16 protein-coding genes are annotated in these 22,007 nt (G+C 67.5%); 10 read left to right on the top strand and 6 right to left on the bottom strand.

Features of this window, described 5'->3' with window-relative positions:
• Positions 1-6 precede the first annotated feature (6 nt).
• On the top strand, positions 7-750 hold the full coding sequence (locus DB354_RS09160) for an RNA methyltransferase (protein WP_107835202.1): 744 nt from the start codon (positions 7-9) through the stop codon (positions 748-750).
• A gap of 25 nt (positions 751-775) precedes the next feature.
• Here the strand turns inward: DB354_RS09160 and DB354_RS09155 are convergent, their stop codons facing one another.
• From DB354_RS09155 to DB354_RS09145, 3 genes are all read right to left on the bottom strand, one after another.
• A complete protein-coding gene (locus tag DB354_RS09155) occupies positions 776-1,276 on the bottom strand; it encodes a hypothetical protein (RefSeq protein ID WP_107835200.1) in 501 nt (166 codons plus the stop codon).
• A 233-nt stretch (positions 1,277-1,509) separates the two neighbouring features.
• Positions 1,510-1,755, bottom strand: coding sequence for a hypothetical protein (locus DB354_RS09150; RefSeq protein ID WP_107835198.1), 246 nt, complete (start codon positions 1,753-1,755; stop codon positions 1,510-1,512).
• 232 nt (positions 1,756-1,987) lie between these two features.
• On the bottom strand, positions 1,988-4,543 hold the full coding sequence (locus DB354_RS09145; RefSeq protein ID WP_158277450.1) for a glycoside hydrolase family 95 protein: 2,556 nt from the start codon (positions 4,541-4,543) through the stop codon (positions 1,988-1,990).
• Positions 4,544-4,749: 206 nt separating this feature from the next.
• On the opposite strand from DB354_RS09145, the gene DB354_RS09140 reads away from it, so the two are divergent.
• A complete protein-coding gene (locus DB354_RS09140) occupies positions 4,750-5,820 on the top strand; it encodes a hypothetical protein (protein ID WP_107835194.1) in 1,071 nt (356 codons plus the stop codon).
• 685 nt (positions 5,821-6,505) lie between these two features.
• Entirely contained in the window at positions 6,506-6,979 is a 474-nt protein-coding gene (locus DB354_RS09135; RefSeq protein WP_158277449.1) for a response regulator, read from the top strand.
• Positions 6,980-7,172: 193 nt separating this feature from the next.
• Here the strand turns inward: DB354_RS09135 and DB354_RS22505 are convergent, their stop codons facing one another.
• The gene (locus DB354_RS22505) at positions 7,173-7,769 is read right to left on the bottom strand and encodes a hypothetical protein (protein WP_199226821.1); all 597 of its coding nucleotides are present in this window, start codon (positions 7,767-7,769) and stop codon (positions 7,173-7,175) included.
• Positions 7,770-7,899: 130 nt separating this feature from the next.
• Here DB354_RS22505 and DB354_RS09125 point away from each other — a divergent pair, with 130 nt between their 5' ends.
• From DB354_RS09125 to DB354_RS09110, 4 genes are all read left to right on the top strand, one after another.
• On the top strand, positions 7,900-9,228 hold the full coding sequence (locus tag DB354_RS09125; protein ID WP_199226820.1) for a hypothetical protein: 1,329 nt from the start codon (positions 7,900-7,902) through the stop codon (positions 9,226-9,228).
• A gap of 220 nt (positions 9,229-9,448) precedes the next feature.
• Positions 9,449-10,555, top strand: coding sequence for a hypothetical protein (locus DB354_RS09120; protein WP_146180167.1), 1,107 nt, complete (start codon positions 9,449-9,451; stop codon positions 10,553-10,555).
• Positions 10,556-10,663: 108 nt separating this feature from the next.
• Positions 10,664-11,854 (top strand): geranylgeranyl reductase family protein, encoded by a 1,191-nt coding sequence (locus DB354_RS09115; protein WP_107835188.1) that lies wholly within the window; start codon positions 10,664-10,666, stop codon positions 11,852-11,854.
• A gap of 320 nt (positions 11,855-12,174) precedes the next feature.
• The gene (locus tag DB354_RS09110; protein ID WP_107835186.1) at positions 12,175-13,002 is read left to right on the top strand and encodes a rhomboid family intramembrane serine protease; all 828 of its coding nucleotides are present in this window, start codon (positions 12,175-12,177) and stop codon (positions 13,000-13,002) included.
• Between the two features lie 18 nt (positions 13,003-13,020).
• Here the strand turns inward: DB354_RS09110 and DB354_RS09105 are convergent, their stop codons facing one another.
• Positions 13,021-13,470: a response regulator gene (locus tag DB354_RS09105; RefSeq protein WP_107835184.1), complete on the bottom strand. Its 450-nt coding sequence runs from the start codon at positions 13,468-13,470 to the stop codon at positions 13,021-13,023.
• Between the two features lie 221 nt (positions 13,471-13,691).
• On the opposite strand from DB354_RS09105, the gene DB354_RS09100 reads away from it, so the two are divergent.
• Positions 13,692-14,039 carry a DUF2934 domain-containing protein gene (locus DB354_RS09100; RefSeq protein WP_107835183.1) on the top strand — a complete coding sequence of 116 codons (348 nt, stop codon included), beginning with the start codon at positions 13,692-13,694 and terminating at the stop codon, positions 14,037-14,039.
• A 37-nt stretch (positions 14,040-14,076) separates the two neighbouring features.
• On the opposite strand, the gene DB354_RS09095 is transcribed toward DB354_RS09100, so the two are convergent.
• On the bottom strand, positions 14,077-17,160 hold the full coding sequence (locus DB354_RS09095; protein ID WP_146180166.1) for a DUF6298 domain-containing protein: 3,084 nt from the start codon (positions 17,158-17,160) through the stop codon (positions 14,077-14,079).
• Between the two features lie 438 nt (positions 17,161-17,598).
• Between DB354_RS09095 and DB354_RS09090 the strand changes: the two genes are divergently transcribed.
• Together DB354_RS09090 and DB354_RS09085 are read left to right on the top strand one after the other, a co-directional pair.
• Positions 17,599-21,069: a TonB-dependent receptor plug domain-containing protein gene (locus tag DB354_RS09090; RefSeq protein ID WP_107835179.1), complete on the top strand. Its 3,471-nt coding sequence runs from the start codon at positions 17,599-17,601 to the stop codon at positions 21,067-21,069.
• Between the two features lie 268 nt (positions 21,070-21,337).
• Positions 21,338-22,000 carry a DUF3826 domain-containing protein gene (locus DB354_RS09085; RefSeq protein WP_158277448.1) on the top strand — a complete coding sequence of 221 codons (663 nt, stop codon included), beginning with the start codon at positions 21,338-21,340 and terminating at the stop codon, positions 21,998-22,000.
• Positions 22,001-22,007: the final 7 nt, after the last annotated feature.

The following is a 22,007-nucleotide window of genomic DNA, read 5'->3' as shown; positions in this document are numbered from 1 at the left end:
CGCCTCATGAAAAACGATGAACTGAAGCTCTGCGGACTCGCGACCGTGCGCGCGCGCTTCGCCCGCGACGCCGGTTCGATCCAGCGGCTCTTCTTCGACTACGCCACCGGCCGCAAGGTCGGCCTCATGTGCAAGGCGCTCGCCTCCGCCCGCAAGGTCTACCGCTGTGTGGAGCCCGCCGAGCTCGAGAAGATCGCCGGCACCGTCCATCACGGCGGCATCGTTGCGGTCGTCGCCGCCCCGAAGCTCGAGGCGCCCGGCGCCGCCGACCTGAAGAACTGGGCCGCCAAGCGCACGCCCGTTCTCCTCCTCGATCGCATCGGCAACGCCCACAACCTCGGCGCCATCGCGCGCTCCGCCGGCTTCTTTGGCGTGAGTCACATCGTGATCCCCGAGCACCCGCAGGCCGCGCTGCCCAGCGAGGCCGCGTACCGCGTCGCCGAAGGCGGCATGGAGGCGGTCACCGTCCACCGCGTGAAGGACCTAGCGACCTTTGCCCGTTCGCTCGCCACCGCCGGCTTCGACGTCGTCGGCGCCGCCACGCGCGGCGGCCGGCCCGAAGCCGCCTCCCGTTCCTCCGCGAAGCCCGTCGCGCTCGTCCTCGGCAACGAGGAACACGGCCTCTCTCCCGAGATGAGCGCCGCCTGCTCCCGGCTCGTCACGATCCCGGGCAGCGGCGCCATCGAGTCGCTCAACGTCTCCACCGCCGCCGCAGTGCTGCTCTGGGAGTTCTTCGGCCGCCGCAGTTAAGCCGTTTTCGCATCGCGAAAGCGGCTCAGTAGTCGTCCATCACGAACCACATCACCCAGGTCAGGCTGGCGGAAATCAGCCCGATCGCAGCCATCGACGACACGAAGAGGACGACATTGCCCGACCGGAGCCCGTGCCACGCGAGGAAACTAAACAGCGCGTTGCCGCCGATCATCAGCACCCAGTAATCGCGCTTCCGCCTCGAGGGCCGCCGCGGCTTCTCCGGCACCGTGTGCAAACCCGCGGCCTGCTCGCGCGCCACGCTGTCCGCCAGAATGCCGTGCACCTCGTTCGGCGCGGATGCGCGCCCCGCGTTCAGAATTGGCCCCGGCGTCTCCGCCTGCCGAAACAGCTCCCGCACGTCCACCGGGCGCGAGGGATCGAGCGCGCCGCCCGGCGCAGGTGCGCCGGCTGGCGGGTGCGGCGTGGCCGTGGCTCCCGACGGCTCCGCCGGCGGATTCTCCCGCGAGAACTCCGTGGGCTTGAAGTCGTAGTACTTGCGCGGCGGATCAGCGTCGTCAGGCACAGCCCCGTAAATGCCGCTTCTCCCGCCCCGGGGCAAGAAGAGCGCCGCCGCGTCTGAGATAACTAGCCAAATCTGGCTAGTTAGCCGCGATAACTAGCCAGATTTGGCTAGTTATCTCGCTGCCGTCCCCTCCGTTCGCCGGTAAATCCACCTCGCGTCGCTCGCCGGCGCGCGTCCACGCGCCCGGCGCCAAGCCCCGTTCTTCTCGGATTCTCGCGCCGCGAAAATCCGAGCTAGAAGCCGCTGAACGCGCGCATCACCGCCGCGCCGACAAGTGCCATCAACATGACGATCACGGTGTTCACGGCGATCGCGCACCAGAACTTCACGGGCGTCTCGCCGTAGTAGATCGGTCGCCTCCGTCCAAACAGCGCCCGCTCCCACTGCGTCTCGCCCTTCTCCATGTCGCGTCGCACCCGCCACGCCCGCCACGCGGCGAACAAAAAGCAGCCAAGGCCAAGGAGGGACTGAAAACGCATCGCGCCCAAATCCTCACGCGCCCCGCTCCCCGAACGCCAGCCTGGGGTTGAGAACGGTCTTTCTCTTACTCTTCCTCTTTCTCTTTCTCACCGATCGGTCGCTCCGCGCGACCGATGATGGCCAACGCGACTTCATTGACGGCGATGGGGAAACCCCGAGCGCCTGACGGATACCGGAAGAGAGAAAGAGGAAGAGTAAGAGGAAGAGAAAGATTCCAAGCCCAGCCCACCCTCACTGCGCCGCGACCAGCGTCACGGTCTCCCCCGCGGCCGTCGGAATGTCGTACGCGTACTCCGTCGGCGGCGCGTAATCGCTCGGCTTCGCCTCTGGCGAAACCTCCACCACGGGCGCCAGCGGCGTGAAGAAGAGCGGATTCAGATTCGGGCCCTTGGCCGGCGTCAGCGCCACCGGCGCGCCCGCGTCGGCTCGCCGCGCCAGCGGCACGCGCGAACGCACGCGCAGCACGCCGCCGAGCGTCGACCGCAGCTCGGCCGACGCGAGTCGCCCGCCTCGCCACTCGAGCGCGGTCAGCACGAAGCCCCCGCGCGCCCGCAGCCCCGTCACGCGCCCCTGCGGCCATTGGTCGGGCAGTGCCGGCAGCAGGTCCACCGCACCGTCGTGGCTCTGCAGGAACAGCTCGGCCAGTCCCGCGGCACAACCGAAGTTGCCGTCGATCTGGAAGGGCGGGTGCGCGTCGAAGAGGTTCGCGTAGGTGCCGCCGCCCTTGACGCTGTTTTCCGAGGTGAACACCGGGCGCAACTGGTCGTGGAGGAGCTTCGCCGCGCGATTGCCGTCCAGGAACCGCGCCCAGCACGCGACTTTCCAGCCCATCGACCAACCGGTCGCCGGATCGCCGCGGTACTCGAGCGACTGCCGCGCCGCCGCGAACACCGCCGGGCTGCGCCGCGGCGAAATCGCATTGCCCGGATACAGCGCGTACAGGTGCGAGATGTGCCGGTGCTTGTCCTGCGGGTCATCCCAGTCCTGCAGCCACTCCTGCAGCTGCCCGTGCCGCCCGATCTGCGCCGGCGGCAGCCGGCGCCGCAGGGCCTGCAACTGCGCGCGCAATTCCTCGTCCACCCCCAGGATTTCCGCCGCGCGGATGGTGTTGGTGAAGAGCTCGCTCACCAGCTGCGTGTCCATCGCCGTGCCCGCCGCGATCGCGATCTTCTCCTTCGTGCCCGGGATCGGGTGCAGGTTCTCCGGCGAAACCGACGGCGCCACGACCAGCCAGCGCCGCGTCGGCTCCTCGACCAGCGTGTCGACGAAGAACCGGGCGGCGTCCCGCATTGCCGGATACGCCGAGCGCAGGAAGGCCTCGTCGCCGCTGTAGAGGTAGTGATTGAACAGGTGCTGGCAGAACCAAGCCCCGCCCGTGGGCCACAACCCGGACTGCGCCCGGTCCACCGGCCCCGCGATGCGCCAGAGGTCGGTGTTGTGGTGCAGCACCCAGCCGCGCGCGCCGTACAACGTGCGCGCCGTCTCGGCTCCGGTGACCGTCAGGTCCCGGATCATCGCAAAGAACGGCTCGGCCAGCTCGGGCAGCGCGGCCGACTCCGCCGGCCAGTAGTTCATCTCCGCATTGATGTTGGTCGTGTACTTCGAATCCCACGGCGGCTGCACGAGCGGGTTCCAGATGCCCTGCAGGTTCGCCGGCTGCGTGCCGGGCTGCGACGAGCTGATCAGGAGGTAGCGGCCAAACTGGAAATACAGCGCCGCGAGCGCCGGATCAGGCTGCTGCTGGTTGCGCCGCAACCGCTCGTCCGTCGGCAACGCCGCCGCCTCGGTCGTGCCCAGATCGAGGCTCACGCGCCCGAACTGCTCGCGGTACTTCGCCACGTGATCGCGATGCAGCGCCGCAAAGTCCTTCTTCGCCGCGGCCGCCAGCGCCTCGGCGCAACGCGCCGCCGGGTCGGCCGAGATGTCGTGATAGTTGACGACATTGGTGCCGATCGCCACGAGCAGAACCACCTCGGAGGCGCGCTTCACCGCCACCGTCCCGCCGACCGTCGCAACGTCGCCATCACTCGCCAGCACCTTGATCTGCGCCTGGAAACGCACCTGGCCGGGAATCTTCTCCTGGGCCGGCGTCACGCCGGCCAGCACCGGCATGCCGTCGGCCGCGCGGCGCACTTCGTGCAACTGCGGGCTCGCCCACTCCGCCGTGAATGTGAGTCCGGCAGGCTTCGCCGTCCGCAGTCGCACCACGATCACGTTATTCGCCAGCGAGGCGAAGACCTCGCGTGTGTACTCGACCCCGGCGATGGCGTAGCGCGTGCGCGCGGTGGCGTCGTCCAGGCTCAGCTCGCGACGGTAATCTTCGAGGCGTTCGTGTCCGGCGAACCTCAACACCAAGTCACCCACGGGCTGGTACGACATCCCGTTGGGCTTCACCGCCCCCGCCATCATCTCCGCGTTGGCCAGCTGCTCCGCCTTGGCGTACTCGCCGGCCAGCAACAACCGGCGGATCTCCGGTAGCGCGGCGCGCGCCGACTCGCGGTTGTTGTGATGCGGCCCTCCCGCCCAGACCGTGTCTTCATTCAACGCGAGGCGATCCTCGGCGGCGCCGCCGAACACCATTACACCCAGCCGGCCATTGCCGACCGGCAGCGCTTCCACCCACTCCTGCGCCGGCCGCGTGTACCAGAGCCGCAGTCCGGCGTCCGCCGGCGCCACCGTGGACGTGGCCGATGGCGCCGGGGCGTCCGAAGCCGCGCGCAACGGGCCGGCCAACGAGAGCGAGAGAACGACACCCAGGAAACCGAGGGGGCGAAACGACAGGTGCATAGGCAGGGAGTAACTGCCTGCCAGCGAAGCCGCCTCCGCTGCGCGCGTCATTCCCGAAATGTGATGATTTTTTCATCCCGTCCGCACCGCCCCAGCTCTTCCTCTTTCTCATTCTCCCCTCTGCGGATCCGTCGTTCGCCGCGCCTTCCCGCCCTGTCACGTGCAACCGCAAGGGTGCCGCCGCCGTCATTGGCTCTACCTTGCGCTTGACCACGATTCTTCCCTCCCTCGCCATCCTGGGGCTTGCCGGCATTTCCGCCCTCGCCTGGAACCAGCACCGCGAACTGGTCACCCTGCGCGCCCAACTCACGAGCGAAGCGGACCGCGCCGCCCTCGAGGAGCGGCTCACTGCGTATCAGCGCCGGCTGCGCGAACTTGAGGCCAAGCTCGCCGCGGCCAATGGCACCAAGTCCGCCGAGGGCGGCGACGCCGCCGACGCTGACGCGGAGGCCAAGGCCACGGCTGCGCTGGCGCAGGAGCTCGTTGAACGTGGTGGCAATGGCGGCGGGGGGCGCGAAGGCGACCTCGAGTTGCTTGCCTCCCTGGCCGACACCCCGGAATTCCAGCGTCTGCTCAGCCTGCAGCAGCGTGGCGCCATCAGCTCCAAATACGCCGCACTGTTCAAGAAACTGAATCTCTCGCCCGAGCAGCAGCAGAAGTTCGAGAAGCTCCTGGCCGACAAACAAAGCGCCTACGCCGAAGCCATGCTCGCCGCGCACGACCAGGGCCTCACGGGCAAGGAGGCCCGCGCCACCGCCGCCAAGGTCGCCCGCGCCACCGAGAAGGAGATCAACGAGACGATGAAGAGCCTCCTCGGCGAACAGGGCTACAAGCAGTACCAATTCTATGATCGCACGCTGCCGCAGCGGGAAACCGTGAACCAGCTGGCCTCCCGACTCAGCTACACCGGCGACCCATTGACCAGCGCGCAGCAGGAACAGCTCGTTCGCGCCATGGCCCAGGCGACGCGCACACCGCAGACCGCCGCCGCTGGTAGCGCGGCAAACGGCGCGAACGGCAACGCCACCGTCGCCAAGAACGGCAATCGCACCAACAACCGCGTGCAGACGCTCCCGAATTCGCTCAGCAACCTGGGACTCAACTCGACCAGCAGCGCCGCCGTAACCGACAAGGCGATCAACACCGCGCAGAGCTTCCTCAGCAGCCAGCAACTTGCCGCCCTCACGCAGCTCCAGCAGGAGCAGCAGGCCCAGCAGAAGCTCAACCAGCTCCTTCGCAAAGGCGGAGTTCGCACCAAGACACGTCCGAAAGGCTGAGGGAAGAGAAGGCTGAAGGAACGACGGCTGCTGCGCCAAAGGCTGAAGGAACGAAAGCTGAACGCTGAAGCGGGGCCGGAAGCCTGCAGCCAGAGGCCGGACGCCTGAAGCCGGAGGCCGGCGGGCGGGAAACCGGAAGCGATCGGCAGATCCGACCGATCGGTCTGATCCGTCGGATCCGTCTGATCATCGATCGTCGCTCGGCGGCGGCGCATTTCCCGTATCCGGTGCCAGCCGGCCGCAGCACCGGCGCCGCGCCCGGCTGATGACTCTCCCCGCGCCGTCATCCGCAGCCCGCCTCCTCGAGTCGCCTACCGGCCTCCGTGGCCTCACTCGCTCACCGCCGCCGACAGCATCTTCGCGCCCGCGCCGCCGTAATCTGCGGAGTGCTTTCGCCGTCCCACCAGTTCCTCTTAAAATACATTATTTCAGTAGGTTATGTAATTCCGATAGACTCCGAAGGCCAGTTTAGCCCGGCTGCCGAGGCTCCCGCCCCGCGACCTACCGGCCGCGTTAGGATAGAATGTCCGGGCCTCTGCTGCCGGCTTCGGCCTCCGGCTTCAGCTTTCCGCCTTCGTTCTTTCAGCCTTCATTCTCTTCAGCCTTGGTTCTCTTCAGCGTTCAGACCTTCAGCATTCAGCCTTCGCCTTACCGAACCGGCGCACGCCTTGCTGGTCCATGTCGCATGAAAACAGACCGAGCGTTGCCGCCGTTGATGATGGTCGACGACGATCAGGACGACGCCGTGATCTTCGCCCGCCGGCTCAAGGACGCGGGCGTGCCCAACCCCCTGCTCCATTTCCGCAACGGCGGGGATGCGTTCATGTTCCTGAAGCAGTTCTGCGTCGGCGAAAAGCCCCCCGAATCCCGCCCGTGCCTGATGTTCCTCGACGTCAACATGCCCAACCTGAGCGGCTTCGACGTTCTCGCCTGGGCGCGGCTCCAGCCCGCCCTGCGCGGCATGAAAATCATCATGTTGTCGGGCGCCACCGAACCGTGGGACTCCAAGATCGCCGCCAAGCTTGGTGCCGACGGCTACCTCACCAAGTTTCCCGACCCGATGAAGCTGAAGAAAGTCATCGCCGTCCACCTCCCCGTCGAGCCAGCCGCGACCCTCGCCGTCAACCCGTCCGCCCCGAGTAATCACGCGGCCACGTGACGCCGTGACGCCCTGACCCCCGAAAATGTGACGCGGTGACGCCCTGACCCCGTTTGCCTGCGACGGGGTCAGGGCGTCACCGCGTCACAGAAGCGGCCCCCGATCGGGTCACGGCATCAATGTTCAGCATCCGTCCCTTCGGCTCCCGCCCCGGAGAATTCTACATTCTCCATTCATAATTCTGCATTTGCCCTCAATCCCCGGGTTCAAACTGCTGGATCGCGGCGTCCTCCCGGTCGCGCATCTGCCGGCCCTCTTCCTGCGACGACGCTCCCTGCTTGGCCTGCCGCCTCCACTCCGGGACTTCGTGCAAGTGACCTGACGCGTGCTCGGTCATCGTGTCGTCCGCATAGCGCCGCAGTGCGATCGGGTCACGCCAGGGAATCGAGTTCGGCGCCGCTGGATCCATCCGCGACACCCGCCACTCCGCGCGGCTCGGGTTGCGCGTCAGCAACATCGCCCCAATCACGTCGAGCACCGTCACGCCCGCCACCACCGCCATGGCTCCGGCGGCGCGCTTCTGATCCGTGCCGCGCTGCCGCATCGCCAGCCCGAGGCAACTGAGATCCACCACGTCGCCCGCGACCCGGCCCCAGACGAAGCCCGCCGAACTGCCCTGCAGGATGCCCATCCCGGTGCCGATCTCCCGCAGGCCGAAAAGCCGCAACAACGTGGCGTTGTCCTCGTCGACGCCAATCACTCGCGCGAGGCGGCGCGGCGCCAGGAGTTCCGCCAAGCCGAGTCCGATGCTGAAGAAGGCCAGTCCGCGTGCGAGTGATTGCGTATTCATCCTCCACGTTCGCCGACTTCGACCTGTCGCGAAATGGGAGAAACCCCGGCTCTGCTCCCCCGGCGTTGAACGGTCCGAATTTTGTCCCCGCAACGTTTCGGCCGACCTACCGTCGGCCCACGCGTCCGCCATGCCCATTTCCTTCGTCCGTCCGCTCCTCCTGTCCTGCCTCGTGCTGCTGCCCGCGGTCATGCCCGCCGCGCCCGAAACCCCGGCCACGCCGCTCGCCGCCTTTCCCGGCGCCGAGGGCTTTGGCGCGCTCGCCACCGGGGGGCGCGGCGGGGAGGTGTACCACGTCACGACGCTGGCCGACGCCGGCCCGGGATCGTTTCGCGACGCGGTGAGCAGGCCCGGCCGCACCGTCGTGTTCGACGTGGGCGGTGTCATCCGGCTCGCCTCCACGGTCCAGGTTGCCAGCCGGCTCACGATCGCCGGCGAAACCGCGCCGGGCGAGGGCATCTGCCTCTACGGCCAGAGCGTCTCCTTCGGCGGCCAGCAGAACATCATCGTGCGCTACGTGCGCTTCCGTCAGGGCATCAGCGGCGACCGCGGCAAGAAGTCCCTCGGGCTCGACCGCGCCGCCAACATCATCGTCGACCACTGCACCATCAGCTGGGGCCGGTGGGACGACCTCGGCATCACCGTGGGCAGCCACGACATCACGATCCAACACTGCCTGCTCGCGGAAGCCATCCACCCGCAGAGCTTCGGCGCGCTCATCGACAACGTGGAGCGCGTGACGCTCGTGCGAAACCTCTGGATGAGCAACGAGAGCCGCAACCCGAAGGCCAAAGGCACGATCCAGTACCTCAACAACGTCGTCTACAACTGGGGCATCACGGGGCTCTGCGGCGGCCACTCGGCCCAGGCCCGTTCGCTCGACGTGATCGGCAACACCTTCATCAAGGGCCCCTCCTCCAACGACCGCTGGGCCGGCCAGTTCCTCGCGTCCGACCACGTGTACCAGGAAGGCAATTACATCGACCTTGACCGTGACGGCACGCTCAACGGCCGCGTCGCCCAACGCGCGGACTTCCACGATCCCGCCGACACGAAGTACACGTTGCCCACCTTCGTCTCGGAGCCGGCCCTGCGCCCCGCGATCCCGGTGCGCGTGACCACCGCCGCGGAGGCCTACGCCACCATCGTGGCGGAAGCCGGCTGCTCCCGGCCCCGCGACGCCGTCGACCGGCGGCTCATCGACGAACTGCAATCGCTCGGCCGGCGCGGCGCCACCGTGCCGCATAAGGACGAGCGCGGCGAAGCTCTCGTCGGCGGCCAGCCGGAACTGCCCCGCGCCACCGCGGCGAAGGACACCGACCGCGACGGCCTGCCCGACGCGTGGGAGGCGGGTCAGGGGCTGAACCCTCGCGACCCCACCGACGCCGCGATCGTGACGCGCTCCGGTTACACGCATCTCGAGCGCTACCTGCACGAGCGCGCCGACCGGGCGCTCTGAGCAGCCGCTGCATCGCCCGGGGCGAGCCCGGCCGTGGCAAGCCACCGACCAGATCTTCGCTTGGTCGCCACGCGACCATCTGCCTGCGGAGCAGCCGGACGTTCGTGCCACCTTGGCGCGTAACGCTTCGCGCCGATCGCGGTTATCCCCTGAATCCGTTCGCTTATCCGCTGGCCCGACCTCGGCCGGCGCCGTAAACGAACGGCTCACCCCTCGCCCCATGAACCGCCCGTCTCTGTCTCGTGCCTGCGTCACGCTCGCTCTGCTCTCGGCAACCGCCGCCGCAACCCCGGCTGCTGACCCACTGCCTGCCGTCGGTTCCACCGTTCCGGCGGCAGCCACACCTACGGCGGCTCCCGCCGAGACTGGCTCCGCGGCCACGATCCAGCCCGTCCGCATGCACGTTGAGTCGGTGACCGAAACCCGCACCACGAGCGGCCGCTCGGGCTGCCGCCTGCAGGTGCAGTTCTTGTCCGACGACCTGCCCGAGGGCGCCCTCATCTGGCGCACGACTGTCCTGAAGGCGATCGATGACCAGAATCGAAACCTCGTGCCCGAGCCTCAGCCGGACGCCCAATCGCGGCCGCCGATTCTCCGGCGCCTGGACACCGCGCCGCGGGCGGAACTGGAGCTTCGGAGCGCGTCCCGCCGCGCCGCCGCGATCAAGCTCGTCGAGGGCACCGCGGAGTTTTTCCTGCCCGATCGGGGCCCGGCCGGAATCGTCCGTCTTCCCGCGGCCGAAGTGAAGGAAGGCGTGCGGCTCGAACACCCCTTGCTCGTGAAGCTCGGAATCGAGCTCACCCCCGTCACACGGGAGAAAGCCACGGCTCGCGGCCTCTTGGGCCGCATGTCGAGCGACCTCGGCTTGGGCAGCCCGACCGCGGACGAGGCGGCGCGGCTGCAGGCCGTCTCCGACGAAGTCGCGCGGAGAAGAATGCTGCGGGAATCGGCCGTGCCCGAACTGGGCCGTGAGGCGCGGGCCCAGAAGCGCGCCGCCACCCCTGCACCCGCCCCGGAGAAACCCGAACCGGCAAAGGCGGACGCCCAAGGAACCGCCGCCGCCACCCAGCCGACGCCGGCATCCCCCGCCAAACGCGACTCGTTCAGCTTCCAGTTCGCCGACCCAAATCGAAAGCTGATCACCGTGGAGTGGCAGGACGCAGAGGGACACCTCATCCCGGCGCGCTCCACCTGGAACTACGAGAGCACGCGCCGACTCGAGTACCAGAAGCCTATCCCTGAGGACGCCCAGCTCGTGATCTTCGTGGCCGCCGAAGGTGCCGTGCTCATGTTGCCGTTCCGCGCCGAAAACGTGGTCCTGCCCTGAGCGGCAGCTGGCAAGGCCGGCGTGTGCCCGCCCCGACGTCGCCCCATCCAGGCCGCACCGTCGCGGCTGCCGACTGGACTCGGGAACGCCGCTGCGAATGCTCGCGGCATGACGCCTGAGAGCCCCGCTGCCGCCACCACCCCCACCGAGCCGATCGCGCTCGACGTGGCGATCGTGGGCGCAGGGCCCGCCGGGGGCGCGGCCGCGCTGGAGTTCGCCGGTCGCGGCCTGCACGTGGCCGTGATCGAGCAGGCGGTGCCGCCGCGCTACAAGACGTGCGGCGGCGGCGTGCTGGCCCGCGCGTTGCGGCGCGTGCCGCTCGACTTCCGCTCGGTCATCGAACGCGAGTGCCACGTGGCTGAGCTGGTGCACCACCAGCCGAACCTGCGGTTCACGTGTCAGCGCGACTACGCGATTGTCTCGATGGTCATGCGCGACCGCTTCGACGCGCTGCTGGTGGACACCGCGCGCCAGAAGGCGGGCGACGTGCAGCTGCACGCCGGCACGGCGGTGCGACAGGTGACGCTCGAGCCGGCGGGCGTACGCCTCGTGACGACGCGAGGGACGTTCATCGCCCGGTTCGTGATCGCGGCCGACGGCGCCAACAGCACCGTGGCGCGCCAACTGGCGCTGCCGGCGCTGCAGGACGTCGTACCCGCGGTCGAGTGGGAGTCGACGTTCCCGGCCGAGGTGTTCGCGCGTCACACCACCGCGCGGTTCGATTTTGGTTTCGTGCCCGCGGGCTACGGCTGGGTGTTTCCGAAAGGCAATCACCTCTCGATCGGCGTGGGCTCGACGCGCCGCAGCGGGCCCAACCTCCCGGAGACCTGCCGCCGGTACGCGGCCGCGCTGGGCTTGGACGAGCCGCTGACCGAGTCGCGCCACGGCTACGTCATTCCATGCCGGCCGCGCGCGCGGCTCTTCGCCACGCCCCGCGTGCTCCTCACCGGCGATGCCGCCGGGCTCGCCGATCCCGTCACGGCGGAGGGTATCTCGGCGGGCATCATCAGTGGCCAGCTCGCCGCCCGCGCGATCCTCGATGGCGCCTTCGATGACGCGGCGGTGCGGCGGCGCTACCGCGACACGCTGCATGCGGAGCTGCTCGCCGATTTGCGGGTGGCCCGCTGGCTCGGTTGGCTGCTCTACGAGCGCCCGCGCTGGTTTGCCTTCCTGCTCAGCCGCCACGGCACCGGCCTGAGCGAACTGATGGTGCGTGTCGTCACGGGCGAGACCACCTACCGCGACGCCGTGCGCCACCCCGGCCACTACCTCCGGCTGCTGCGACCCAGGAGGCGATAAGCGGTAAGCTATAAGCGATAGGCTGAAGGCGATAAGCTGAAGGCGCCCAACGTCAGTTGCCGCAACTGGCAACGCTCCACATTCCGTTTTCGCGCCCATTCGCGTCTTTCGCGGTTCCTCCCTCCGCAGCTCGTCCTTCCGTGGTTCCTCCCTCCGCAGCTCGTCCTTCCGTGGTTCCTCCCTCCGTGATTCGTCCTTCTGCGGTTCGGAACCTGCAACCTGCAACTTTTCCACCTTCAACTCCCCTGTCTACAGCCTGCGAACGTTCGCGCCGCCGCTTGCGCACGTCGGCGGTCGCGGCAAAGTTGGCGGCCTGAGCCATGAGTTATTTCGGATCCGAAGAACACGAGCCGATCACCTGGATGCGCGGCTACCCCGTTTACGCCACGCACCTCGTCGTGGCGGTGTTCACGGTGTCGATGCTGTTCGCGACCGTGTTCTCGCAGACGCCGAGTATCCCGGAGGCGATGATCTTCACCAGCGACCAGGTGCTGCACGGCCAGGTGTGGCGGGTGTTCAGCTACGGGCTGTGGAACCCGCCCAGTCTCTGGTTCGCGATCAAGATGCTCATGCTCTTCTGGTTTGGCCGGGAGGTGGAGCGGTCCCTCGGGCGCTGGAAGTTCCTGGCCCTCTACGGGTGCATCTACGTGCTGCCGCCGCTCCTGTTCACCGCCGTCGGCCCCTGGCTGCCAATGGCGCTCGCCGGTGAATCGGGCTCGTTCGCGCTCTTCATCGCCTTCGCGACGCTGCACCCGAACGCGCCGATGTTCTTCACCCTGCTGGCCAAATGGGTCGCGCTGATCCTGGTCGGCATCTACACCCTCGTCGCCTTCGCCGACCGCAGTTGGGAGCAACTGCTGCTCCTGTGGTCGACCACCGGCTTCGCGTACGCGTTCATCCGGCACGAGCAGGGACACTTCAGCCTGCCGCGTCTGCCCAGGCTCCGCCGCAGGCCCAAGCTCCGCGTGCTGCCGGACCTGCCTTCCCCCCCCGCCACGCCGACGCCGCGCGCCACGCGCGCCTCGATGGCCGAGGTCGACGCGCTGCTCGACAAGATCGCCCAGTCCGGCATCGGCAGTCTCACCGCCAAGGAGCGGGCAAAGCTCGACGCCGCCCGCGAGGAATTGAAGCGTCGCTCGGGCGCGTGACCGACCCGAGCGGCCGGCCTATCGCAGGTTGGCCACCCGCAGCGCCTGCAACGCCGCGTGCGTCGCTTTCGTCACGACGCGCTCGAGCGTCCGGTCCGACGGAAACTTCGGCAGATAGAGGTCGGCCCGCAGTTCCGCCGCCCGCCGCATGTCCTTTGGGTCCACCGACCCGGTGAGCACCACGACCTGGACGTGGCTCAGTTCGGGCCGGGTCCGGATCCACTGCAGCAGTTCAAAGCCGTCCGGCCGCGGCATGCGCAAATCCAGCAGCGCGAGGCACGCCAACAGCCGGCTCTCGCCGGAGTCCTCGATCGCCGAGCCGACAAACGAGATGAATTCGGTGCCGGCGGCGAACGCCTGCACCGGGTTGCGCACCCCGACGCGCCGCAGCGCCCGTTCGGCGAGAAGCCGGTCGGAGTCATCATCATCGACAATGAAGACGCTGGGCAGCGAAGGATCGGGCTCCATGGGCGCGGGCGGCTCTCAGCAAAGCACAGGGCGGGGCGCAGCGCCAATGGGGTTGGCAACGGAGCCGCCCCGCGCCGGCCAAGTGATTTCACCGGAGCTCTTTCGCCGCATCAACCGGCTCCGGCGGCCGACGACCGCGGGACGCCCTGCTGCGGATCGGAGTGACTGGGGTCATTGCCCACCGGTCTCCGCCCCGTTTTCCGCCTACAATAGGCGCTTCGATGAATCCTGAGAAAACCGTCCACGCGGAGAACGTTCCCACGGAACAGCCGCGCCAGCAGATCCCGCACGAACAGATCGCCGCCCGCGCTGAAAAGCTCTGGCGCGACCGCAACTGCCCGGCCGGCAGCGACGAGGCGATCTGGCTCGAGGCCGAAAGCCAGCTGCAAGCCGAAGCCGAGGCGCGCCCCGTCACGGGCACGCCCTCGCGCCCCTACGGGGGCGAACCCGCGACGCCGCTCCGCAGCCACACGAAGGTCCAGGACCCGAGCGAGGCCGCCGTCCAGACCCGCTCCGACACCAAGGGGAAGGCGAAGGCAAAGAACACGAAGCAGCTCCGCACGCAGTGAGCGCGCTGCGCCCGCGGCCAACCCGACCGCGTGCGCCTCATTCCGTCACCCGCTCGAGCCACCAGAGTCCGCGCGGGCCCTCGCCCCGGGCGAGCGTCAGCTTCCGGCCCGGCTCGAGGGTGACGAACCCGCCCGGTTGCAGCTGGCCGCTCCCCGCATCCACCAGCTGGATGCGGTAACGACCCGCGGCGTTGGGCAGCACAAGGACCGCCGGACCGGAGTCGGCGCGGCAGACGAAGTACTGCGCCCCGCCGGCTTCCCCAAGCGCCCAGGTGCGCTTCGACTGCTCCACGCCGGCGACCGGCTGCATGCGCACGATCGCCGCCTTCAGGCGGGCATCCGTCGCCGCGGGTAACCGCGCGAGCGAGCCGCCCGCGGCGGCAAAGCACCAGCCGTCACCCTGCTCGAGGCTCGAGATGACGGCTTTGCCGGGGAAACGGCCGCGATACTCGGCGACCATCGCGGCGAGCGCCGTCGCGCTCGGCCGGCCTTCGCGCCAAAGACGTTCGTGCTGGCGCGGCGCCAGTTGCGTGCCGCCGGCGGGCGCGTAGAGGCGACCGTCGTCCAACCGCCACCAATACGAGAGATCGATCACATCGACGACGGCCGCGCGTTTGGCGTCAGCGAGGATCGCGTCCTGCACGTCCTTCGGCGCGCTGAGCGCGATCAACGGGTGGCGGCCGGTCTCGGCCTCCCACTCCGCCACCACGTCGAGCCAGAACTGCAGGAAGGGCAGCGGCCCGCTGTTCTCGGCGGTCAGCGTGTGGATCACGTTGGGTTGGTCGGCCAGGTTGGCCAGGCATTGCCGGATAAACGCGCGGTGCAGGCCCCGACGGACCGGATGGTTCACGTCGTAAAACTGCGCGGCCATGAAGATGCGCTTGCCCTGCTCGGGCGGCCCCTGGAACTCGCCTTCGTTGTCGGTGTACGGCGGCGGCTCCGGAAAGCCCGTTTCCTGGAGGCAGTTCGCCGGGCGCCACGGGAAGTCCGCCCAGTGCGCCCCGGCCTCGAGGATGTTGTGCTGGAAATACATTTCGTTGATCAGCACCAGGCCGCGCTGGCGGCTGAGCTCGGCAAACTCATGCAGTCGGCCGAAGTACCACGGGTTGTACTTGGTCAGGTCATACTTGCTCAGCCGGTCCCACGCCTCGCCCTGTCCGCTGCGCGCAAAGGGCTGCTCGAAAAACGGCGGCCACACGTCCGGCGTCGCGCGCCGGACGCGTTGGTGGTCCATCCGCCGACGATCGTACCAGAGGCCGTAGTGATGGCGGACCGCGACCTGATTGGCGGCGACCATCCCATCGGCGAGGGCAGTAAGGTCATCGGTCCAGCCGAGCCCCGTTTGTCCCGGCACGAAGCGCGTGAGGTTCGGCCCGTACTCGGCGGCGCGCGTCGGCGCGAGGCTGCCGCGCCACCACTGCATCTCACCAAGCTGGCGGCCGATCAGCAGCGCGTCGCCGGAGACCAGCCAGCCCCGCTGCAACGCAAGCGGATGACCCGGCGGCGGCGGTCGCGGCGCGAGCCGCCGCGCCAGGTCGGGCAGCGCGGATTCAAGCGACGGTACGTCGGCGCCGATGGCGAGAAACGTGCGCGGCTCGAGGACGGCGAGGACGCGCTCCCCCGCCCGCGCGGCCAACTGCGCACGGTACAGGCTCTGGGGCTGGATGAATTCGTTCACCTGATCCCACCAGCCGTCGCCGCGGAACTCGCCCCAGACGCCGATTGCCCAGTTATCGGCGGTGGGTGGACGCCGGACCGTGATCTCGGCGGCCGAGCTCTGCCAGAGCACGGAATTCGCCGCCGACCAGCCCACGCCCTGATTCCAGGTCTCGAGGTTGTCGAGCTGCAGGCCGGCACCGTCGATGTGGACGTTGTCGAACAAGAGGCCTGAAGCCCAGCTGCCGATCGAACCACTCGGGCCGCGGGCGGAGTCGGCCCGGCACTCGAGAAAGACATTGGGGCCCGACGCGCCGTAGCCCGCCGTGAAATCACGCAGGCCGTCGACCGCCCGGCAGCGAAGAAAAAGCGTCTGCTGGCCGCTCGTATGAAAGGAGTGGCGCCGGTAGCCGCCCAGCTCCGACACGGGCGCGAGGCTCGCGCAGTCCTGCACGGTCACCGCGCGCACACCGGCGCCGAGTTGCACGACACTGCTCGCGAAGTGGACGGCCGTGACGTTGCTCACCCACGCGTTCTCCACGGCGTCGAGCGCCACCGCCATCCAGGCGTGCGCTTCGTCCTTCGGATTGGCGGCATCGTAGGCTGACTCGAGCCGCAGGTTTTCGACGCCGACTTCACGCAGGCGTCCCGGCCAGCGGAAGCGCGTCACGGTCCCTCCGCCGAACGTCGGGTCGAGCGCGGTCGTGAGCGGGGCGTCGAGTTTGAGCCGTGCGCCGTCGATCGCGACGAGCGTGCGTTCCCAGCGGAGCGGCACCATGCCCTTCTTCCAGGAGAAGGGTTCCCGTCCCGGTGCGTCGTCCATGCCCACCGCCGCGATCCACTCCGCGGTACAGGGACGTTCGACCAGCACCCGGTCGCCCACTCGCAGGCCATCGACGTTGTCCACGGTCAGCGTCACTGCGCCGACCGGCACGTAGACGTCGGTCACGCGGCGCGCCGGCCCGTCGCGGCGCGCGTCCTCGGCGCCGTGCACCTGAATCAAGGTTCGTCGGTCGGTGCCAGTTGCGACGAGCACCGTGCCGTCTTCGCCCGCGCCCTCACCCCGCAGCACCACGCCACTGGCCGGCACCCGCAGGTGTTGCGCGATTTCATACCGGCCCCGCGCCAGGACCACGGCCCCGCGCCGGCCCTCGGCGTCCGCCGGCAGCGTCGCCACAAAATCGAGCGCCGCCTGGATGCGGGCGCCGTCATCGCCGTCCGCCGGAGTGACGCGCACGCGTGCCGGAACCAAGGGCAGAGGGACCCCGCCGCCGGCGTAGCCCGCGCCGGAAAGATCCGGCACCCGGTTGCCGCGCGCGTCTGCCGTGTAGCTGAGACCGGAGGCGCCCGCGCGCACGAACGGCGTGCGCACCTGCGACGCCTGAGCGCCGGCGAGAGTCATAATCGTACCGACGAGGGCGGCACCCAAGCGGTGAGCGAAGCGGGACAGAGTTCGGGGGTTCATACCGGAGAAGCGAAGCGTTGCAGCGTGCCCACCCGCGCTGGCGTCGTCAGCAGGAACCGTCGGCTCCCGCCACCTCGCAGAGTCGGGTAAATTCCCGATCGCATCGGGCGGATAATCGGACATAAAAGCACAGGCATGGCCAGGACCACCCTCATCCTGACGGCCCCCACCGGAGAATGGTGCAACATCGTTTTAGCTAACGACGATTCTGTTGCCCTACAGGAGAACACCCCATTCATACCACAAAGATTTGATGATTAGGATATAGAGTAAATATCCCCAGAGGTTGGTCGCCTTACGATCCGGGAAATAACGGGAAAAATACGGGAAGCACCTCCGACAATCTTATGGTAGCACAGTGACCTTGCTTCTTAGCCCCTCTGGCCCGGCCGTCCCTACGCCCGGAGCTTTTGGCTTTCTAGTCACCCAACACCGACCATGCCTATGAAGTCCAGCTATCCCCCGACCGCGCGGCGTTCGTACCTATCCGCGCTTTTTCAGTTCCTCCTGGTGGCCCTAGGTGCCTGCTGCGCGAGCGCGTTCGCGGCTGACGCCGCCACCGGCACGATCCAAGGCCGTGTGGTGAACGCCGCGAGCGGTCTGTTCGTCAGCAAGGCTGTCGTCACCGTCCAGGGCACGAACCAACAGACGTACACCGATCAATTCGGTAACTACGCCATCGAGAACGTGCCCGCCGGCAAGGTCTCGCTGCGCGTGACCTACATCGGCCAGAACCCGCTGCAGGCCGACGTCAACGTGACGTCCGGCGCCGTCGCGAACCAGGACTTCATGTTCAATCGCGAGCAGGCGACCGAGACCTCCGGTGAAGGCACGGTGGTCAAGTTGAACGAGTTCGTCGTGAACTCGGAGCGGTTCAAGACCGCCGCCGAGATCGCGATCAACGAGGAGCGCTACTCGCCCACCCTCAAGAACGTCGTTTCCGCGGGCGCCTTCGGCGACATCCCCGACGGCAACATCGGCGAGTTCGTGAAATACATCCCCGGCGTGCAGATCGGCTACGGTTACGGCGGCACCGGCATGAATGCCTCGGACTCGAATGCGACCAGCATCTCGGTCCGCAGCTTCGGTCCCGAAATGACCAGCATCACGATCGATGGCGTGCCGCTGACCAACGCGTCGCCCGCGAGCCTCACCCGTGCGATCGGCCTCGACATGATGACCATTAACAACGCGTCCCGCGTTGAGGTCATCAAGGTCGCCACGCCCGACATGCCGTCCAACTCTCCCGGCGGCGCGATCAACCTGATTTCCAAGTCCGCGTTCGAATATGCGCGCCCGTCGCTGACGATGCGCGTCGGCGCTAACTTCAACTCGGAGCTGACCGACGAGCTGTTCAAGAAATCGCCCGGCCCCGCCAACAAGAAGACCTACAAGACGCTTCCATCAGTCGACTTCACCTATGTGATTCCCTTCCGGAAGAACATGGGCCTGACCTTCACCGGCGGCTGGTCGAAGACGTTCAACGTCAATCACCGCGGCCAGTCGGACTACCTTTACGATACCAAGGACATCAACGGCAGCGCCAGCTACGCGGTCGACCTGCGCCCGGGCGGTGGCCCGTGGGTCAAGGTCGCCGGCGGCGGCACCGCCACGTCCTTCCAGGAGGCCAATGGCTCCGAGCTGAACCTCTCGAATCCGGTCCTTTATCGCCTCCAGGCGACCGATACGCCGAATACCGCGGAGCGCACCTCCGGCTCCATTCGCTGGGACTGGCGCCCGACGCCGAATCAGAAGCTCACGATCGCCTACACGTTGGGCCTCTTCAGCACCGTCGATGCGCAGCGCCGCCTGCAGTTCTACGCCGACAAGTCGTACTACATGGATTGGGGCGCGGATTACATGACCTCGTACAAGTTCATCCCGAAGGGGACGGTCGTTAATGGCACGGCGTTGGGCTCCGACTTCAATCCGAAGGCCACTGTCGCCCAGGAAGTCACCACGCGCGACCGCGAGGGAACCACCCACACCGGCTACATCCAATACGAGTACCGCCGTGGTCCGTGGCTCGCCAAGGTCATGGCCAATGCGTCGCGCTCCCGCGGCAGCTACAAGGATTTCGACAACGGCCACTTCTCGGCGATGGAGACCCAGCTCACCGGCGGCCAGATCAAGTTCACCGGGATCAACGAGGGCATCCCCGGCCAGATTCAGTTCTTCGACAAGACCGGCAGTCCGCTCGACTGGTCCAAGATTGCCAACTGGTCAGCGCCCACCATCCAGGCCAAGTCCGGCAACACCGAGGCAATGGACCAGACGGTCAACATTCGCGCCGACCTTTCGCGCGAACTCGACTTCATCAACATCGGCGATCTCACCGCCACTGCCAAGACCGGCTACTATCGCCTCCAGCAGCGCCAGAAGAAGTGGGGCCTCGGCAGCGGTTACCGCATGACCTACTATGGACCGGCCCTGACGCTCACCGACTACATGGACGACCAGTACGTCGGCGTCAGCCCCGGCTTCAACCTGCCCGCGCAGGAGTGGCTGAGCACGTACCGGATGTTCAAGCTCTGGCAGGACAACCCGACCTACTTCAACGCCGACAGCGACAGCGACAAAGCCAACAACTACACCAACTGGGCCAACCAGCAGAAATCGATCACGGAGACCACGGACGAGTTCTACCTGATGTTCGAGGGCAAGGCGTTCCGGAATAAGTTCCACTGGCTCTTCGGCGCCCGTGAGGCCATCGCCACCCGCAAGGGCTACGCGACCAAGACGAACAGCACGTGGAACTACGTGAAGACGAAGAACGGCGAGATCTATCGCGACACGGCCAATCCCAACGGCGTGAAGCTTGATAGCGCGTCCAGTCCGTTGTTCGCCCAGACGTCGGCCGGTACCGCGCTCCGTTCCGCTCTCGATGCCGCCGGCATCTCCTATCCGACGGCTGCCATCGCCAATAACTCCTACGCGATGAAGGTGCTAAACCTGCTGCCCTTCTCGAACATGGACGGCAAGGTGACCGGCAAGCCGACGTTCACCGCCTCAGGTGCGTACGAACTCACCGAGAACCTCACGGCCCGCCTGTCGTGGAATCGCTCGCAGGCGCGGCCGGATTTCGAAGACGGCGTGCTGGTGCAGAGCGGCGTCACCTATGGCATCACTGAAGAGTCTGATCCGACAAAGAGCCCGCGCGGCACGATTAAACAGACCAATCCGAATCTGAAGCCGTGGACCGCTGACGCGTGGGATCTTCAGCTCGCGTATTACACGCCGGCCGGCGGCAAGATCTCCGTCTCACCGTATTACAAGGAGACGAAGAACTTCCAGGAAACCATCACCATCTACGAGAGCGACCCCGACTGGGCCGCGACGCTGCTCGACCTCGGCCTCGACCCGAATGAGTACGATGACTACGCGCTCACCACGGTCATCAACGGTCAGGGCACATCGAAGACCCTCGGCTACGAGGTAGAAGCCACGCAAGACCTCAAGGCTATCGGCGGCTGGGGCCGGTACTTCTACGTGTTCGGCAGCTACTCGCACTCGTACGTGAAGCAGAAGAACACCACCAAGATGTCGGCCAAGCCGATGTCCAAGGACACCGCGAGCGCCGGCATCTCGTTCTCGAACAAGCGCGTTCGCATCCTGCTCCGCGGTCTCTTGCTCGAGGAGAAGTATGCCGGTGAGGAAAAGACCTACACCGTTGCGGGCACCCAGTACATCACCGCCAAGTATGAGCCCGCGCAGCTGAGCCTGGACCTCAACATGAGCTACCAGCTCACCGAGAAGCTGAGTCTGTTCGCCAATGCGCGTAACGTCCTCAACCAGTCGATGGACGTGCTCCGCTACGACAAGACCGGCATCCTGCCGGCGTACGCGAAGCACGTCGACCGTCGTGAATTCGGTGTGAACTGGAACGTCGGCATCCAGGCCCAGTTCTGATTCTCACCCGCTCACTCCTTCCAAAGCCCGGTTTCGCCCGAAACCGGGCTTTGTTTTGTCCGCGCCTGAAACCTATTCCCGCCCCATCCGACATACCTGCTGTCCCGCGCGCCCAATCCAGCAGCTGCCTGCCTCACGATCGTTTCCGTTCCCGCCATTGCTCTCCCGGCGCCGCGCGCCAGCCACTCGACCACCGCTTCGACGCCCCGGGGGGGCGCTTGCGAAGCTGATGATCAACGCGCCAGACAATCGCTCCCATTTTTCGCCCATGACGTCCGTCCGTTTCCTGCAACTCGCCGCCTGCGCCGCCGCGCTCGCCGTCACTCCTTTCATCCGTGCTGCGGATGACTCTGCCGCGGCGTACGCGCGCACCACCAGCGAGCGCGCGGACAAGATCGTCGCCAAGCTCGCGCTCACCGACACCGCCGTCGCCACACGCGTCCGCGACACCATCGCGCAATTCTACCGCGACTTGAACGCGCTGCAGCAGCGGCGCGACGCGGCCGTCAGCGCCGCGAAAGCCAACGCGACCCTTTCGGCGGCAGAACGTGACTCCACCGTCAAGGCCGCGCGCGACTCCGTCGAGCCCGCGCGCGCCGCGCTGCGCCAGGCATTCCTCTCGCAACTCGCCGCCGACCTCACGCCCGCGCAGGTCGATCAGGTGAAGGACGGCCTCACCTACGGCGTCGCTCCGCTCACCTTCCGCGTTTATCAGGAGATGCTGCCCAATCTCACCGCCGAGCAGAAGGCGCAGATCCAGGCCTGGCTCCTCGAGGCGCGCGACCTCGCCATCGCCGGTTTCACCTCCGACGAAAAGCACGGGTTCTTCGGCAAGTACAAGGGCCGGATCAACAACTACCTCGCCAAGGCCGGCATCAACATGAAGCAGGCCGAGAAGGAGTTCTCCGCCCGCCGGCCCGTCCAGAAATAACCCGTCG

The organism is Opitutus sp. ER46, from assembly GCF_003054705.1.
Lineage (GTDB): Bacteria > Verrucomicrobiota > Verrucomicrobiia > Opitutales > Opitutaceae > ER46.
The sequence above is the reverse complement of the archived record's forward strand: the minus strand, read 5'-3'. Positions and strand labels throughout refer to the sequence as shown.